The sequence below is a fragment of the Kaistia sp. 32K genome, from assembly GCF_016629525.1.
GTDB lineage: Bacteria > Pseudomonadota > Alphaproteobacteria > Rhizobiales > Kaistiaceae > Kaistia.
The window spans coordinates 1,492,294-1,508,248 of sequence record NZ_AP024269.1 but is presented as its reverse complement, the minus strand read 5'-3'; the positions used below and the strand labels follow the sequence as shown (position 1 = coordinate 1,508,248).

The window sequence follows — 15,955 nt, the reverse complement described above, 5'->3', positions numbered from 1 at the left end:
TGGCGCGCTCAACTCACGGCGTGACGAGCTTTTCCACGTCGGGCAGCTTCCACGTCTTGTCGAAGAGCGGCTTTTCCGGGCCATAGAGCCGGAACAGAAGCTCGAACTCGCCGTTCGGATCGGTCGGTACCCAGTTCGCCTCATGCCCTTCCGGCGCCTTGGGTCCGAAATAGACGTCGACGGACCCGTCGGCGTTCTTCACCACGCCCTTGGTGATCGAGGCGACGCTGGAGCGGTCGAGATTGCGGATCAGCGCATGGGTGGCGCGGTCATAGACCGTCGCGGACCAATATTGCTTGACCGGCGCATCCGCCGGAACCCGCAGGCGATACGTTCTGCCGCCGTCGAAGGGGTGGCCGTTCCGGTCCTTGCTGGTCATCAGGTAGAACTGCGCCGTCCCGATCCGCTTGATGCCGGTGAAGCCCAGCGTGTAGGTGACACCGCGCGCGTCGACGGGATAGGTGTCGGGATCGGCATAGCCGTTCTGGACCGCCTTCACGACATCGGCCCGCGCGGCGGGAAACCAGCGGATCCCCTCGTTCATCACCGGGAAACCGGCATCATACTGCGCCGAGAGCCAGGCCTGCGCCTCGTGCGCCCCGGCGAGCAGCGCCGCCCGGGTCGCGGCGTTGGGCGCGTAGCTCTTTCCCTTCTCGATGCCGAGCGTGCGCAACGGGTCGATCATGGCGCGGTCGCGCGGCAGCCACGGCTCCCGCTGGACGACGCGATCGAGGTTCTCGAAGAAGCTCGCATCATAGCGGATGGTCGCGTCGAACAGCGTTCCGGAAGCGTCGACGAAGCGGGTCGGCGGCGGGTTGCCGGCCTTGGCCAGCGGATAGACCTTCAGCGCCTTGCCATAGGCCACCGCCTTCGCGATGTCGGCCTTGGCGTGGCTCGCCAGGCTGGAGCGCAGCAGCGCGAAGCCGGTATAGGTATCGGACGGCAGCGCGATGTAGCCCTTGGGCACTCGCGCCGGGTAGCCGGGCGGCAGGACGAGATACTTGCCGCCCTTGCCGGCGTCGGCGCCTTCCGGGCCGGCGTCCTCGAGCGGCATCTGCCAGGCATCGACGATGTTGCCGGCGATCGAGCCGCCGACGGCCGGCGGCACCTCGATGACGATCGGCCCGTCCTTCACGTTCCAGAACGACATGAAGTAGATCGAATCCGGATTGGGCGTCAGCGTCTGGTTCTTCCAGTCGGCAGGGCGCGACCAGTAGAGGATGTCGTTTGGCTTCGCACCGGTCTGGCTCAGCATCGCCTGCAGCATCAGATCGGCGTTGACCGCCGGCATGCCCCAGATCATCGCCTCAAAGGCGCGGCGTTCGACCAGGCGGCGATGGAGGTCCGCGACCTCCGGATCCTCGGCGGCGACGGCGGCGGCCGCCATCAGGACGAGCGACATCACCGCCGAGATGGCCGCAACGGCAAAAGGCTTCATGGGCCCTCCTCCCGGGCCCGCGCGGCCCACCCTCGATCCGCACAGGCTACACCGACATTCCGTAGCGGCACAGGGCGAGAGAGAGAGAGAGAGAGAGAGAGAGAGAGGACGGAGGCTAGTCGTCGTCGCCCCGGTTCTGTGCGAGGGCCGCTCTCTGCTCCGGCGGAAGGCTCAGCAGCGCCTCGAAGGTGCGGGACTGCACCTGCTCCTGCATCGCGCCGACTTCGATGCGGATGTTGCGCAGATGCGCGTCGATCGCCGCCTTGTCGGGGGTCGGCGCCGCGACCAGCGCGTTCAGCTCGGCGCGGAGCGTCTTCAGCCGGTCGAGCCGGGCGACGATGTCGGGCCTCAGGGGGTCGAGCTGCGCCTCGATGCTCTTCACCGCCTCGGGCGACAGGCGGTCCTTCAGCCAGCGCAGTTCGGTGCGGATGACGCGCGGTCCCTTGTCGGACGTATCGTGGCGGAAGCGGATGAAATCCGTCACCGTCGCGCCGATGAAGAACGCGTTCGCGCCGAGCGAGAGCACGAGCAGCGCCCAGAGCAGCGTGCGCCGGGTTTTCGAGGCGACCTTCCATGCCATCAGAAATCTGCCTCCGACGGGCCGAACACCAGCGCGTCCAGCTGCACCACCTCGATCCGTGGCTGGGGCTTGAACTCCGGCAGGCGGTCGGCGAAGGCACTGCCGAGCCCGGCCGACACGGCCACGACGGCGGCCAGCGCCGCGATCCGCCGGCCCCAGTGCACGACACGGGTACCCGTCTTCTCGAGCAGCTTGCGGGTGATCCGATCGACGGAGCCGCTTTCGGCGATACGCTGGTCGAGAACCGCAGCCGCCCGCTTCAGCCGGGCGGCATCGGCCACCGTCTGGTCGCGATAGGCCCGGAAGCTGCGATCGGCCAGCAGCGCCTCGCGCGCGCGACGCACCAGCATCAGATCAGGCCAGCGGTTCAAATCCGGGCCCCAGCGATCGATGGCGTCATGCAGATTGGCCGGGGCGTTGACCAGCTCGGAATATTTTCCGCCGGGCGTCTTGGTCATGACCGCTTTCCTTCCTGCCGATCATCCTCGTCCTTGCGCACCAGCAGGCTGCGAAGCCGCCGCCGCGCCCGGGCGAGGAGCGATTCATAGGCGTGCTCGCCTATTCCCATGATGTCCGCCGCCTCCGCCTGGCCCAGTTCCTGGAAATGGGCGAGGACGATGACGGTGCGTTGCCGTTCCGAGAGCTTGTCGAGGGCCGCCTGGACGACGCGGCCGTCGTCCATCCGCACGAGATTGCGCTCCGGCGACGGGCCCTCGTCCTCGAGGATGTCGTCGAGCCCGTCGATATCGACATGCGGCCGCCGCCGGCGCAGGCGATCGATCGCGATGCGATAGGCGACCTGGTGCAGGAACGTGCCGATGCGGGCCTGCGGCTCCCAGGTCGCGGCCTGTTTCCAGAGCCGCAGCAGCGCCTCCTGCACGACCTCTTCGGCCTCGGCCAGATCGGAGAGGATCGAGGCGACGAAGCGCGTCAGTTTCGGCGCTTCGGCGGCGATCAGACGCGCGAAGGCGCCGTCCTCGCCGTCGGCCACCGCCTGCATGAGCGCGTGATCGGCACGGATCGCAGCCTCGTCATCCGGATCGTCTATTCCCGCCAATGCCTGCGCCCGACCTTTCCCATACTCGAATTCGGCCGCGTCATCCGCCTGGCCGCCCGGAAGCAGACGATAGCGCATCGGCGCGGCCGTGGCAGCCGCGTCGCGCCCTTCCTCCCGTTTCCGTTCTGCCTGCAGCGACACGGTTCCGCCCCCCTATTCGGCCGCGATCGCCAGCGGCGACGGAGCGCGTTCCTCGGCAGGCGCCTCGCCCCGGCGCGCGCGCTCCTTGGCCTCGACCTCGGCGAGCTCGCGCGCAAGGCGCTGCTCCTCGGCGATACGCGGCTTCGAGAAGCGGGCGAGCAGCAGGAAGGAGACCGGCGTCAGGAACAGGGTAGCGAGCGCAGAGACGCCGAGGCCGCCGACCATGATCCAGCCGAGTGCGGCGCGGGCCTCCGAACCGGCACCGCCGGTCAGGATCAGCGGCAGGCCGCCCAGCACGGTCGCGATCATCGTCATCAGCACCGGACGCAGGCGGATCAGGCAGGCGTCGCGGATCGCGTCATAGACCGACAGCCCCTCGTCGCGCAGCTGGTTGGCGAACTCGACGATGAGGATGCCGTTCTTCGCCATCAGTCCGACCAGCATGACGAGGCCGATCTGGGTGTAGATGTTGAGCGAGCCGCCGGAGAGCAGGATCGCATAGATGCCGGCGGCGACGCCGAACGGCACCGTCGTGAACAGGATGGCGGCCGAAACGAAGCTTTCGAACTGCGCCGCCAGCACCAGCAGGATGATGATCACGGCGAACAGGAAGGTCTGCAGGATGCCGCTCGACGTCTCCGTCAGCGTCCTCGCCTCGCCGGTCAGCACGATGTTCATGCCGGAGGGAAGGTCCTTCGCCGCCGCCTCGTCCAGGATCTTCATCGCCGAGCCGAGATCGACGCCGGGCGAGAGCGTCGCCGTGATCGGCACGGCGCGGCGCAGCGACTGGCGCGCCAGCGTCGGCGAGGTTGCGCCCTCGCTCACCGAAATCACCGAGGACAGCGGCACCATGGCGCCGCTGGCGGTGCGGACCTGCACGTTCATCAGGTCGCTCGGCGTGACGATCATGCCGTCGGGCGCCAGCGCCGTGATGTCGATCTTGTCGTCGCCGATGTAGAAATTGCCCATGTCGGCGCCAGCCAGCAGCGTCGAGACGATCGTGCCGATATCCGAAACCGAGACGCCGAGATCGGCGGCGCGGTCGCGGTCGATGTCGACCGAGAGCTGCGGCTGGTTCAGGTCGTAGTTCAGCTGGACGTTGGAGAAGGCCGGATTGGCGGCGAGCGTGCCGATCAGTTGCTGCGCCGCCTTGGTGATGCCGTCATATTCGACGCCGGTGACGGCGAAGGTCAGGCCCTGGCCGCCGCCGCGAATGCCGAGGCTGTTGCCCTGGCGCAGATTGATGACGGCGCCCGGGATCGAACGCAGTTTCTGGCCGATCTCGGCGCTGATCTGGGCCTGGCTGCGGCTGCGCTCGCCCCAGGGGGCCAGCGTGACGAACATGAAGCCGTTGCTGGGGCTGCCGAAATTGCCGGCGACCGAGAAGATGTTGGTCGCCTCGCCGGATTTGAGCAGCGGCTCGACGACGCGGGTGACCAACTGCATCTGGCCCTGCGTGTAGTCGACCGTCGCGCCCTGCGGCGCGTTCATGGCGATCATCACCGCGCCGCGATCCTCCTGCGGCGTCAATTGCTGCGGCAGCATCTCGAACGCCAGCACCGCGCCGCCGGCGAAGACGACGCTGATCAGGATGATGACGAGCGGCGCCTTCAGCGAGAAATCGAGCACGCGCTCGTAGAGCCGCTGGCCGAAATTGCCTGCTGCATCGAGGCCGCGCTGCAGCAGGTTGGGACGCTTGGCGACCTTGGGCGCCTTGGTGTCGAGAATGCGCGAGGCGAGCATCGGCGCCAGCGTCAGCGCGACGAAGGCCGAGAGCGCCACGGCGAAGGCAAGCACGAAGCCGAACTCGGAGAACAGGCGGCCGGCGGTTCCCTTGAAGAAGGAGATCGGGATGAACACCGCCGCCAGCGTCGCCGTGGTCGAAATGACGGCGAAGAACACCTGCTTGGCGCCGAGCACGGCGGCGGCGCGCGCCCCCATGCCCTCGGCGCGGCGGCGGGTGATGTTCTCCAGCACGACAATGGCGTCGTCGACCACCATGCCGGTGGCGAGCACGAGCGCCAAAAGCGTCAGGATGTTGAGCGAGAAGCCCATCAGATACATCGCCGCGATCGTGCCGAGCAGCGAGACCGGCACGGTGACGGCGGGGATCAGCGTCGCACGGAGCGAACCGAGGAAGAGATAGATGACGCCGATGACGATGACGATGGCGAGGAAGAGGCTGCGCTCGACCTCCTCGAAGGAGCCGGCGATGAAATCGGCGTCGTCCGAGGTGATGCGGATCGTCACGTCCTTCGGCAGCGTCGCCGTCAGCTCCTCAACGGCGCCGCGCACGGCCGTCGAGATGGCCAGCGTGTTGGAGCTCGCCTGGCGGACGATGCCGATGCCGATGCCGGTGCGGCCGTTGACCTGCAGGCTGGAGGACTTCGCCGCCGGCCCGAACACGACGTCGGCGACGTCGCCGACGCGGGTGTCGCCCTTGACGCGGATCGCCTTGACGTCCTCGGCGCTCTTCACGCTGGCGTCGGCGCGCACGAACATGTTGCGGTTGGTGTCGCGGAGATTGCCGGCCGGCACGTCGAGGGCGACGGTCGCGAGTGCCGTCTTCAGATCCGCCACCGTGAGGCCGAAGGCGGCGAGCCGCATCGGGTCGACATAGATCGAGATATTGGGCGAGCGGTCACCGTTGACCTGGACGTCGGCGACGCCGTCGACCGCCTTCAGCCGATCTACGATGACGTCGTTGACCAGCTTGGTCAGGTCCTCGATCTTCATGGTCGGCGAGGTGATGGCGAGCCGCATGATGGCATCGCCATTGGTATCCGCCTTGGCGGTGGTCGGCGGATCGGCGTCGTCGGGAAGGTTGCGCTGCGCATTGCCGACGGCGTCGCGCAGGTCGTTGGCGGCGACGTTGATGTCGGTCGAATCGGAGAACTGCACCGTGACGCGGCTGCGTCCGCTGGTCGACTGCGAGGAGATGTCGGTCCAGCCGGTGACGCCCGCCGCCGCCTTCTCAATGACGCTGGTGATCTCCTTGTCCATCGTGTCCGGCGTGGCGCCGGTATAGGTGGTGGTGATCGTGACGACCGGCTGGTCGATGTTCGGCAGTTCGCGGATCTCGACGCCGCCATAGGCCGCGAGGCCCGCGACGACGATCAGGAGGTTCAGCACGATCGCGAGCACCGGCCGGCGCACCGACAGCGCCGAGATGCCGCCCGGCACCGCGCCGCCCTTCGGCATCGGGTCGTGCGCACCGGGCTCGTGCGTGGTGGGGTTCGGCGTATCCGATCCGTCGACGCGCATCGTCAGCCTCCCTTCGCGACGGTTGCCGGCGCGTTGCCGGCCCCGCTCTCGCTCTTGTCGGCGCCGGCTGCCGCCCGGTTCCCGCCCGGATCGATGCCGAGCTCCGTCACCTTGGCGCCGTCGCGCAGCCGCTGCAGGCCCTCGACGACGACCCGGTCGCCTTCCGACAGGCCCTCGCCGGCGACCAGAACCTGGCCGCTCTGCCGCTCGAGCACATTGACCGGCACCCGCTTCGCGACGTCGTCCTTGACCGTCCAGATATAGGAGCCGTTGCGGTCCCACTGGATGGAGAGGGCCGAGATCGCCAGCCGCTTCTCGCCCTCGAAATCGAGCGTGACGACCACGGACATGCCAGGCTTGACGCCGGCCGCCGCGGCGGCGGCGGCATCGAGCGAGGCCTCCACCTTGAGCGTGCGGGCGGCCGGATCGACACGCGTGTCGATCGAGGTGACCTTGCCGGCGATCGACGTGTTCGCCTGGCTCGCCGGCGTCGCCTTCACGGCGAGCCCTTCGGCGAGCCGGCCCGAATAGCGCTCCGGCACCGGGAAGCTGACCAGCATGGTCGAGACGTCGTCCACCGTGGTGACCACGGTCGAGGAGGTGACGAAATCGCCCTCCGATAGGTTGCTCAGGCCGACGACACCCTCGAACGGTGCGGAGATGGTCCGCCGATCGAGCGCGATCTGCGCGCCGAGCACGGCGATCTGCGCCTTGCGATAGCCCGATTGCGCATCCTCCAGCGCCGATACCGAGAGGTTGCGGCTGTCGGCGAGCTTCTGGGCGCGATCGAGCGCCGATTTCGCATCCTTCAGCGCCACATTGGCGAGGTCGAGCGCGACGCGCTGGTCCTGATCGTCGAGGCGGACCAGCGGCTGGTCCTTGGCCACCTTGTCGCCGGCCTTGAACAGGACCTCGGTGACGACAGCGGAGACCTGCGGATAGAGATTGATCGAGCGCGGCACCTTGACCGTGCCGACGGATCGGACCTGATCCTTCTCGACGTCGCTGGTCACGGCATCGGTGACGACGAAGGTCGGGCCGAAGCGCGGCTGTCCGCCGCCGCCTCCACCCTGCCCGCCGGCCCCGACCAACGCGCCGCCGCTCGAATCACGCTGCTGGTAGAAATACCAGCCGCCAGCGGCCAGAAGGACGACGACGAGGCAAAGCAGGATCTGTTTCCAAAGCGGCATGTTGGTTCCGGTATGTGGGCCCGTTCCTCCCTTGAACGCAGCGGCCTCGCGGATCCGTCGACGCGATGCAAAAAAGTTTCGCGGCGGATTCCGTCGCATCGGGCGCGAGCGGCAGTCGGGGCCAGACCTGCGGGACCGCGATCCAACAGCGCCTTGCAAGAGCCCTGGCGCCGCCCGACGACAGGGTTCGGCCGCGCCCTAGCATAGCGCACCTGCCGTTAGGAAATGTGGCGGCGACGCGGCGGCGCCAGTCCCGCGAGCCCGTTTCAGGCTGTGCATAATCTCGTCATGACGCGCATTTTACGGCCGGGGGACCTTGCCTTCCGGCGCCCGCGCCACGGGCGGGCGCGGAGGTGTCCAGGATGGGTGTCCGCGGCGAAAAATGGCCATTTCCGCCGTTCCGGGGATCATTTTCTGAGGTTCGCACCTCAAACAAAATCCACCCCTCGCGAGCTAGGGAAAACCAACATCCCCGGCCCCGCGGCCGCTGCCGCATTTCAGGTCTTTACTCAAGGGCTTGGATCGTGGACGGTATGGCCCGGAGGAATGATCCTGCGCACGAAACCAGCGGGACGCTTCGGTGTCTCTCTTCGTGCGTCCATCATGGAGGTTGATTTATGGCAAGTCTGACGTTGCGCGAAGTCCAGAAGTCGTTCGGGGAGGTGCCGATCATCCGCGGCGTTGATCTCGAGGTCAAGGACGGCGAGTTCTGCGTCTTCGTCGGCCCGTCGGGTTGTGGCAAGTCGACGCTTCTTCGTCTGATCGCGGGCCTTGAAGGCACGACGGACGGAACGGTCCGGATCGGTGATCGGGACGTGACCCGTCTCGCGCCGGCCGAACGCGGCGTTTCGATGGTTTTCCAGTCCTACGCGCTCTACCCGCACATGACCGTCGCCGAGAACATCGGCTTCGGCATGAAGATGGCGAAGATGCCGAAGCCTGAAATCCAGGCCCGGACCCAGAAGGCAGCGAAGATGCTGCACTTGACGGAGCTGCTGCAGCGCCGCCCGGCCCAGCTCTCGGGCGGTCAGCGCCAGCGCGTCGCCATCGGTCGCGCCATCGTGCGCGAGCCGGACGTGTTCCTGTTCGACGAGCCGCTGTCGAACCTCGACGCCGCGCTGCGCGTGCAGATGCGCATCGAGATCTCGAAGCTGCACAATGACCTCGGCGCGACGATGATCTACGTCACGCACGATCAGGTCGAAGCCATGACCATGGCCGACAAGATCGTCGTGCTCAACGCCGGCCGCATCGAGCAGGTCGGTTCGCCGCTCGAGCTCTACCACCGTCCGAACAACCTCTTCGTCGCCACCTTCATCGGCAGCCCGAAGATGAACCTGTTCAACATCAACGTCACGGAAGTGACGGGCGGTTCGGCCATCGTCGCCCTCCCCGGCGGCTCGACGCTGGCGATCCCGACGCGCGGCGCATCGGTCACCCCCGGCCCGATGACGCTCGGCGTCCGTCCCGAGCATCTCACCATCGCCCCGACCGAGACGGGCGGCGTCCCCGGCACCGTCGCGCTCTCCGAGCATCTCGGCGGCGAGACCATGCTCTATGTCGACGTCGAGGGCACGGAATCGACCATCGTCAAGGCGGACGGCCTTGCCGGCCAGCGCGCCGGCGACAAGGTTCGCATCGTCATCGCTCCGGAAACGGTCCACCTGTTCGACAAGTCGGGCAAGGCGATCGTCAACGGCTCGCTGATCTGATCCCGGCTGCCGGAGGCTCGTCTCCGGCGCCCCCATGAAGTCCGATGCCCGGAAGGTCCGCCTTCCGGGCATTTTGCTTTCCGGCATTTTTATGCGCCAATCGTTAACGCTGACGCGGATCTTCATGCCCGAACGCCCCGCCGAAGACGGGCGTTCGCACCGAGTCGGTTGAGTTCCGGAAAAGGAGACTTTAAAGAGAAGGTATTAACGACCGTGCGCGGGGCGACCGATTCCGGGCGCCTGCGAGACGGGTTACGAGAGGGACGCCCATGCGCCTGACCCAACAGACCAGCTATTCGATCCGCATCCTGCTCTATTGCGCCGCCAACCCGGGCAACAACAGCCGGATCAAGGACATCGCCACCACCTACAGCATCTCCGAGCTGCATCTCTTCAAGATCATGCATGTGCTCGTCGAGAGCGGCTTCGTCGAGACCATCCGCGGCCGCAATGGCGGCATCCGCCTCGCCCGCCCCGCCAACACGATCACGATCGGCGAGGTCGTGCGCGCGACGGAGAGCAATTTCTACCTGACCGACTGCTTCGACACGACGAATCGGGATTGCCCGCTGGTCGATTCCTGCGGCGTGAACCGGATCCTCGCCGAGGCGCTGCGCGCGTTCTTCGCCGTCCTCGACAGCTACACGATCGCCGACGTCGCCAAGGACCGCGGCCAGCTGCGCGGCCTGCTCGACCTCGACCATGAGGTGATGCCGCCGATCGTCACCGCTTCCTTCGCACCGCAGCCCTCCTGAGTTGCACTGACGCGAAGTTTATAGTTGACTTTCACTCTCATATTTTAATAGCTGCACATGCGGCAGACATCGTCGAACGATGACGCCGGCTTCCATCGTGAGACGGAGTGGAACATGTCAGTTTCGAGCGATCGCAAGCGGTCGGGCCTTGTCCAGAGTTTGGCGTGCGTAGCACTCCTCGCCGCCGGGACCACCACCGCCCTGGCCGAGGGAACGCCGCGGTCGATCTCGATCGAGCTCAACGGCGCCGAGGCCAACGGCAAGGCCTGCCGGCTGAGCTTCGTCGTCGCCAACGGCCTCGAACAGTCGATCGACGACATGGCGCTCGAGCTGGTGCTGTTCGACAAAGAAGGCCGCGTCGACCGCTTCGTCGTCGTGCGCACCGCCAAGGTCCCCGCCGGCAAGAGCCGCGTCCGCCAGTTCGACATCCCCGAGACGACCTGCCCGTCGATCGCCCGCATCCTCGTCAACGACGTCAAGGAATGCGCCGGCGCGGGTCTCACGCCGGCCGCCTGCGCCGAAAGCATCCAGGTTGCCTCGCGCTCCGACATCAAGTTCGAGAATTGATGGCGGCGTGACGCGGCGAGGTTAGATGATGAACGTGCGACGCGCATCCTGGGTCTTGGCCCTCATCCTTTCGGTGGCGGCGCATGGCGCCGTGGTCGCGGCGTTCACGCCCGACACGGCTGACATCGCCGAGGCCGGTAGCGGCGCCGGCAGCTCGATCGAAGGATCGGTCGACGCCGTGCTCGGCACGGATGTCGAGGTCGAGGACATCGTCAGCGAGGAGCTGCAGGTCGCCCTCGATACCGAGGTCGTCGAGGTGTCGGAGCCGGTGACGGTGGCGGCGATCGCCCCCGCCGAGACGATGCCGACCCCGGTCGAGCCGCCCGCCATCGCGCCCGCGACCTCGGCCGCCGTCGAGGCTCCCGCCGCCGCCGAGATCACGCCGGTCGAGACCGCGAGCGCCGTCGCCCCGACGCTGACGGCCGACATTTCGGCGACGCCGATCGAGAGCGATCTGGCCGCCGCCCCCGCTGCCGAGCCGACCGAAATCGTCCCGACCGAGGCGCTGACGGCGGCGCCGGCCCAGGAGGCCAAGCCCGTCGAGCCGACGGCCGCCCAGCCCGCCGTCGAAGTCGCGACCACGGATGTGCCGCCGCGACCGGCTGCCAAGCCGACGGAGCTGAAGGCGGTCGAAAGTGAGACGAAGCCGCTGGAGGTCCAGCCGACCGAAATGCGCGTCGCCGAAGCGACGCCGGTCGAGACCAAGCCTGTCGAGACCAAGCCCGTCGAGGCGAAGCCGGTAGAAGCGAAGCCGGAAGAGACGGCCGAGACCAAGCCGGTCGAAGCGAAGCGCACGGAGAAGGCCGAGCCCACCCGCAAGCCGCCGCGCGAGAAGGCACAGAAGGCCGACAAGACGCGCAAGGCGGAAGCGCCGCGTCGCGGCAATGCCGAGGCGGAGAGCCGCCAGGGCGCCGCCAATCCCAATCAGGCCTCCAGCGCCCGCGACAACGGCACCGGCCGTTCCCGCGAGGCCGGCGCCGGCGCCGCCGCCAACTCGAACTACAAGGGCAAGGTCCAGGCCGCCATCCGCCGCAACACCCGGACGCCGTCGAAGGCGGCGCGCCTCGGCATCTCCGGCAAGGCCATGGTCAGCTTCACGGTCCAGCCCTCCGGCGCCGCGCAGAACATCATGCTGGCCAGCAGCTCCGGCAACGAGATGCTCGACAGCGCCGCCCTCGCCGCCGTCCGCCAGGCGTCGCCCTTCCCCCGCATGCCGGAAGGCATGCCGCAGCTGAGCCTCACCGCGCCGATCATCTTCGAAAGCAAGATGCGCTAGCGAACTAGATGCGCTGACGGCGGCGATCGCCGTCGTGCGGGCGAGGCATCCCCTCGCCTTCCGGGCGTTGCCACCGGCGCCAAAAACGCCGAAAGCCCCGTATTGACGGACGCTCGCCGATGGCCCGACACTCGGCCGGCAACGGAGGCAAACGTCCATGGAAGCCCGCGAGGTTCTCGGCCGGACCAGCCTGTTCGCAGACGTGCTCTCGGACCGGCAGCTCGACGCCCTCGCCGCCCGGTGCAAGGTCTATGACGTCGCGCCCGGCCGCGTCCTGATGGCGGAGGGCGATTTCGGCGCCTCGATGTTCATCATCGTCGACGGCAAGGTCGACGTCACCGTCGCCGGCACCCGCCATCCGAACCGCGAGGTCGCCATGCTCGGCCGCGGCGACATCTTCGGCGAGATCTCGCTGATGACGGGGGCGCGCCGCGCCGCGACCGTCGTCGCCCTCGAGCCGAGCCGGGTCGTCGAGATCACCAAGGTGGCGCTCGAGGCCGTGCTCGCCGGCTCGCCGGAACTGCTCGATCGCTTCGGCGCGCTCCTGGCCAGGCGCCGGGCGGAACTGGACGAGATCGCCGACAACGAACACGTCCGCCGGATCCTAGGCGTCCGCACCGACGAGATCGTCGGCGCAATGCGACGGCTGTTCGGACGCGGCTGAGCCGGGCCTACCTCAGCGTCCGATCTAGCCAGACCTTCCTTAACCCTCCCCTTGAGGGAGGGTCAAGACCGCCCCAGGGCGGTCTTGGGGAGGGGTTCGTCGTCGGATTTCAGATCGCCCCCTCCCAAAACGCGAAGGGCGTTTTCGACCTCCCCTCAAGGGGGAGGTTCAAGAAGAAGAGCTCCTCCCCCAGACATGACGGATCCGACGACGAAGCGCTCTACCGCGAGCAATTGCAGCAGTTCGTCACGCAGCCGCCCGGGTTCTGCCCCGGCGTCTCCCGCGGCGGATCCGGCCGACGCCCGAGATCGCGGGCGTTGAGCTCGTTGACGGCGTCCGTCCGTCCGCTCTCTGCGCGCAGCTTCTCCGGGTACGGCAGGAAGCTGTCGCCATAGAGCGGATAGGGCACGACGCCGGTCACGCGGATCAGCGAGCCGTCCCAGGTGATCGGCCCCTCGACGCGCCCGCCCCGATGAATGCGGATCGTCTTGCCGGGCTTGTCGAGATGGACGACGCGGCCGCCCGGCAACGTCACCACCAGCTTGCCCTCGACCAGCACGATGACGGATTCGTTCGGCCCGACGATGGTGTCGTAGATCGTGCCGCGCACGCCGATCGTCGCGACCGGCGTCTTCAAATGATAGCTGCGCGGATCCGAGGAGCCGGACACGAAGCGGAAGATGCCCTTGGTGGCCCGGAGCGCGATGTCGTTGCGAGCGCTGCCCGGATCATAGACGAAGCGATCCAGCGTGATGTCGGATCCCGGGCCGACATTGAGGCTCGTCTCGTCGAGGAAGAGCAGCTGCGCCGTCGCGTCGCGCCCGGTCCGGACCTGCTGGTTCTGGATCAGCGGGTCGCGCACGGCGAGCGGCCGCGCCGTCCCGCGCACGACGCCCTCGACCTTGTTGTGCACGGCGCCGGCGCGCCCGATCAGGGTCTCGGCCGCCGATGCGGCGGTCGCGCTGAGCGCGACGAGCAGAGCCGCCGCGATCGTCCTGCGGAATAAGCCGACACGCATGGTTCGCTCCCGGCCGCGCGGAATGGGAAATCGGTGGGATTTTGCCACTCCCGGCCCGACAAACCAAGGCCGGCGGCCGAAACGGGCGCCAGCTGCCGACCGAGGACGGCAATTTGCGCGAGACGTGGCCAAACTGCACCGTTCGCGGTCAAACGCGCGCCCTCCCCTCCGTGGCGATTGCAGCGAGACGAGGCCGAATTTACTCTTGGCTAACCTTATTTTGCCGTGGAAAGCATCCGAGCGTGAAGCGCCGCCTTCTTGCCGCTGCCCTCTCCGCCCTGGCCGCCATCGCCGGCGCCGGGGTGACGGCCGCGCATGCCGTCGAGCGCGCGCAGGCCGAGGCGTTGGCGGAGGCCTATCAGCGCGTCCTGGCGGACCCGACCGATGTCGCCGCCAACATGGAATATGCCCGCCTCGCCGAGGCGGTCGGGCAGCCGCGCAAGGCGCTGGCGACCTATGAGCGCGTGCTGCTCAACGATCCCGGGAACGCCGAGGCGCTCGCGGCGATGGTGCGGATCCGCCACCTGCTGCAGCCGGACAAGACGCTAATCACCTTCGATACCGGCTTCGGCTACGAGAGCAATCCGCTGCAGCGGCATACCGATCTCGAAAGCTCGCTGAAGGCCTTCGCGAATGCCCGCATCGAGGACGAGCGCCGCTTCGGCGACACGCGCTGGCGCACGCTGATTACCGGCAACGCCGAGTATTTCAACAATGTCAGCGAGCTCGACTATGCCTATTTCGGCGCGGTCAGCGGCCCGCTGCTCCCGGTCAGCCCCCGCCTAACCATAAATCCCTTCGCCGGCGGCGGCGTCTCCGCGCTCGACAACGCCTATTACTATTCCGAGGCGATCGCCGGCATGCAGTTCGAGGGCTATCTGCAGGGCGCCTACCAGCTGATGCGGGTCCGCGCCGGCTATCGCGATTTCGGCGACCAGTCGGTCTCGACCGACGGCTTCTACGCCGATGCCGTGGCGCGCTGGGCGATCCCGGCAGTGGCGACGCTGGACGATGTGCTCGTCTTCACCCCGCATGCGCGCTGGAGCGGCATCGGCGGCATCGACGTCGGGCCGGGCCCGGACGACATCAAGCCGGGCGAATACTCGCAATGGGGCGCCCGGGTCGAGTATTTCAACAAGGTGGCCGATTGGCTGACGCTGGGCGGCGGCGTCGACGTCACCCAGACCCTCTATCGCAAGCTCTACGCGCCCGACGGCGACAAGCGCGACGACGTGATGATCGAGCCGCTCTTGAGCGCCGTGTTCAACCGCGCCCTCGGCATGCAGACCGACCTAGCCCTCGACTACCGCTTCCAGTGGAACCAGTCGAACGACGAAAACCGCGATTTTGAAAACCACATCCTGACCGCGAGGGTGGTGACGCGGTTCTGAGGTGGTTGCTGAAGCCGGCTCTTCGCCTCTCCCTGAGGGCGACATGGCAGACTCCAAGGTCGCCATGCAGGCTCTGCCTATGGTCAGGACACCGTCACCCCGGCGAAGGCCGGGGCCCATGAACACCGGCCAAGAAATTTGGGCTAGCCTTCTGGCCATCGGCCGGTGTGTCTGGATCCCGGCCTTCGCCGGGATGACGGCGGAGGGTGGCACGAGGCGTGCAGCTCATCGACGACCCCTTCCTTCCCCCTCCCTGAGATGACCTTTGCAGAACACCATCCTCATCATGCTGAGGAGGCCCGCAGGGCCGTCTCGAAGCACGCAGGGCAGCTGTGCAATCGATGGGCTGCAGCGCGATCGTGCGTCCTTCGAGGCCCGCGCTCCGCTCGGGCACCTCAGGATGATGGAAATTGGGGTGCTGCATGACGACTGGACGCGGATGCGCGAGGGTCTCTGAGGGAGAGATGAACCCCCACCCTCACCGCGACAGCAACACGAGCGCCAGGGTCATCGCCAGATAGGTGAGCTGGTGGGCGAACTGGTCGAGGCCGAGGGCCCACCAGTACTGCTTGTCCTTGGTCTCCCAGCCATAGCGGCGGGTGAGATCGTTCTTCAGCCAGTCGATGTGATAGTGCACGACGAATTCGAAGGCGAGGATCAGCGCCGCGGCGGGCAGCGACACCGGCAGGATCAGGAACACGGGCAGCGAACCGAGGACGTGGATGCCGGCATGGATCAACCCGGCGGGGTGGCCGTATCGGCCCTTGTTCTGCAGCTGGTTGGTCGTCTGCAGGAAATAATCGCAAATGACGTGTTTGACTTGAAACACTGTCAGGACGGCCAGCGCTGCGAACGTAGGATCGATCAACACGGCCCTCCGGAGTGCTGCCGGCTTGAACGCC

General features: G+C 67.4%; 14 protein-coding genes. 6 read left to right on the top strand and 8 right to left on the bottom strand.

Annotation, left to right across the window (positions count from 1 at the left end):
• Positions 1-13: 13 nt before the first annotated feature.
• From K32_RS06670 to K32_RS06645, 6 genes are all read right to left on the bottom strand, one after another.
• The gene (locus K32_RS06670) at positions 14-1,438 is read right to left on the bottom strand and encodes a DUF1254 domain-containing protein (protein WP_201403265.1); all 1,425 of its coding nucleotides are present in this window, start codon (positions 1,436-1,438) and stop codon (positions 14-16) included.
• A gap of 115 nt (positions 1,439-1,553) precedes the next feature.
• Positions 1,554-2,018, bottom strand: coding sequence for a periplasmic heavy metal sensor (locus K32_RS06665; RefSeq protein WP_201403264.1), 465 nt, complete (start codon positions 2,016-2,018; stop codon positions 1,554-1,556).
• A complete protein-coding gene (locus K32_RS06660) occupies positions 2,018-2,476 on the bottom strand; it encodes a hypothetical protein (RefSeq protein WP_201403263.1) in 459 nt (152 codons plus the stop codon). Before K32_RS06660 ends, K32_RS06665 begins: the two co-directional genes overlap by 1 nt.
• Positions 2,473-3,216 (bottom strand): RNA polymerase sigma factor, encoded by a 744-nt coding sequence (locus tag K32_RS06655; protein ID WP_201403262.1) that lies wholly within the window; start codon positions 3,214-3,216, stop codon positions 2,473-2,475. The genes K32_RS06660 and K32_RS06655 overlap by 4 nt, the downstream gene beginning before the upstream one ends.
• 12 nt (positions 3,217-3,228) lie before the next feature.
• Complete coding sequence (locus K32_RS06650; RefSeq protein ID WP_201404387.1) at positions 3,229-6,417, bottom strand: efflux RND transporter permease subunit; 3,189 nt, start codon at positions 6,415-6,417, stop codon at positions 3,229-3,231.
• Between the two features lie 65 nt (positions 6,418-6,482).
• Positions 6,483-7,670 carry an efflux RND transporter periplasmic adaptor subunit gene (locus K32_RS06645; RefSeq protein ID WP_201403261.1) on the bottom strand — a complete coding sequence of 396 codons (1,188 nt, stop codon included), beginning with the start codon at positions 7,668-7,670 and terminating at the stop codon, positions 6,483-6,485.
• Between the two features lie 617 nt (positions 7,671-8,287).
• On the opposite strand from K32_RS06645, the gene K32_RS06640 reads away from it, so the two are divergent.
• The 5 genes from K32_RS06640 (at position 8,288) to K32_RS06620 (ending at position 12,644) form a co-directional block, all read left to right on the top strand.
• Positions 8,288-9,382, top strand: a complete 1,095-nt coding sequence (locus K32_RS06640) for an ABC transporter ATP-binding protein (protein WP_201403260.1) — start codon at positions 8,288-8,290, stop codon at positions 9,380-9,382.
• A 269-nt stretch (positions 9,383-9,651) separates the two neighbouring features.
• Entirely contained in the window at positions 9,652-10,137 is a 486-nt protein-coding gene (rirA, locus tag K32_RS06635) for an iron-responsive transcriptional regulator RirA (protein WP_201403259.1), read from the top strand.
• A gap of 114 nt (positions 10,138-10,251) precedes the next feature.
• Positions 10,252-10,704: a hypothetical protein gene (locus tag K32_RS06630; protein ID WP_201403258.1), complete on the top strand. Its 453-nt coding sequence runs from the start codon at positions 10,252-10,254 to the stop codon at positions 10,702-10,704.
• A gap of 34 nt (positions 10,705-10,738) precedes the next feature.
• The gene (locus K32_RS06625) at positions 10,739-11,980 is read left to right on the top strand and encodes an energy transducer TonB (RefSeq protein WP_201403257.1); all 1,242 of its coding nucleotides are present in this window, start codon (positions 10,739-10,741) and stop codon (positions 11,978-11,980) included.
• Positions 11,981-12,137: 157 nt separating this feature from the next.
• Positions 12,138-12,644, top strand: coding sequence for a cyclic nucleotide-binding domain-containing protein (locus K32_RS06620; protein WP_201403256.1), 507 nt, complete (start codon positions 12,138-12,140; stop codon positions 12,642-12,644).
• 220 nt (positions 12,645-12,864) lie between these two features.
• On the opposite strand, the gene K32_RS06615 is transcribed toward K32_RS06620, so the two are convergent.
• Entirely contained in the window at positions 12,865-13,662 is a 798-nt protein-coding gene (locus tag K32_RS06615; protein ID WP_201403255.1) for a FecR domain-containing protein, read from the bottom strand.
• Positions 13,663-13,904: 242 nt separating this feature from the next.
• Between K32_RS06615 and K32_RS06610 the strand changes: the two genes are divergently transcribed.
• Positions 13,905-15,053, top strand: coding sequence for a tetratricopeptide repeat protein (locus tag K32_RS06610; protein ID WP_201403254.1), 1,149 nt, complete (start codon positions 13,905-13,907; stop codon positions 15,051-15,053).
• Between the two features lie 478 nt (positions 15,054-15,531).
• Here K32_RS06610 and K32_RS06605 read toward each other — a convergent pair whose 3' ends face one another.
• On the bottom strand, positions 15,532-15,921 hold the full coding sequence (locus tag K32_RS06605; protein WP_244669879.1) for a DUF3307 domain-containing protein: 390 nt from the start codon (positions 15,919-15,921) through the stop codon (positions 15,532-15,534).
• Between the last annotated feature and the right edge of the window lie 34 nt (positions 15,922-15,955).

Coding starts and splice junctions, on each gene's coding strand:
- K32_RS06665 (WP_201403264.1), bottom strand. CDS start 2,018: ATGGCATGGAAGGTCGCCTCGAAAACCCGGCGCACGCTGCTCTGGGCG.
- K32_RS06630 (WP_201403258.1), top strand. CDS start 10,252: ATGTCAGTTTCGAGCGATCGCAAGCGGTCGGGCCTTGTCCAGAGTTTG.
- K32_RS06645 (WP_201403261.1), bottom strand. CDS start 7,670: ATGCCGCTTTGGAAACAGATCCTGCTTTGCCTCGTCGTCGTCCTTCTG.
- K32_RS06660 (WP_201403263.1), bottom strand. CDS start 2,476: ATGACCAAGACGCCCGGCGGAAAATATTCCGAGCTGGTCAACGCCCCG.
- rirA (WP_201403259.1), top strand. CDS start 9,652: ATGCGCCTGACCCAACAGACCAGCTATTCGATCCGCATCCTGCTCTAT.
- K32_RS06620 (WP_201403256.1), top strand. CDS start 12,138: ATGGAAGCCCGCGAGGTTCTCGGCCGGACCAGCCTGTTCGCAGACGTG.
- K32_RS06615 (WP_201403255.1), bottom strand. CDS start 13,662: ATGCGTGTCGGCTTATTCCGCAGGACGATCGCGGCGGCTCTGCTCGTC.
- K32_RS06670 (WP_201403265.1), bottom strand. CDS start 1,438: ATGAAGCCTTTTGCCGTTGCGGCCATCTCGGCGGTGATGTCGCTCGTC.
- K32_RS06640 (WP_201403260.1), top strand. CDS start 8,288: ATGGCAAGTCTGACGTTGCGCGAAGTCCAGAAGTCGTTCGGGGAGGTG.
- K32_RS06650 (WP_201404387.1), bottom strand. CDS start 6,417: ATGCCGAAGGGCGGCGCGGTGCCGGGCGGCATCTCGGCGCTGTCGGTG.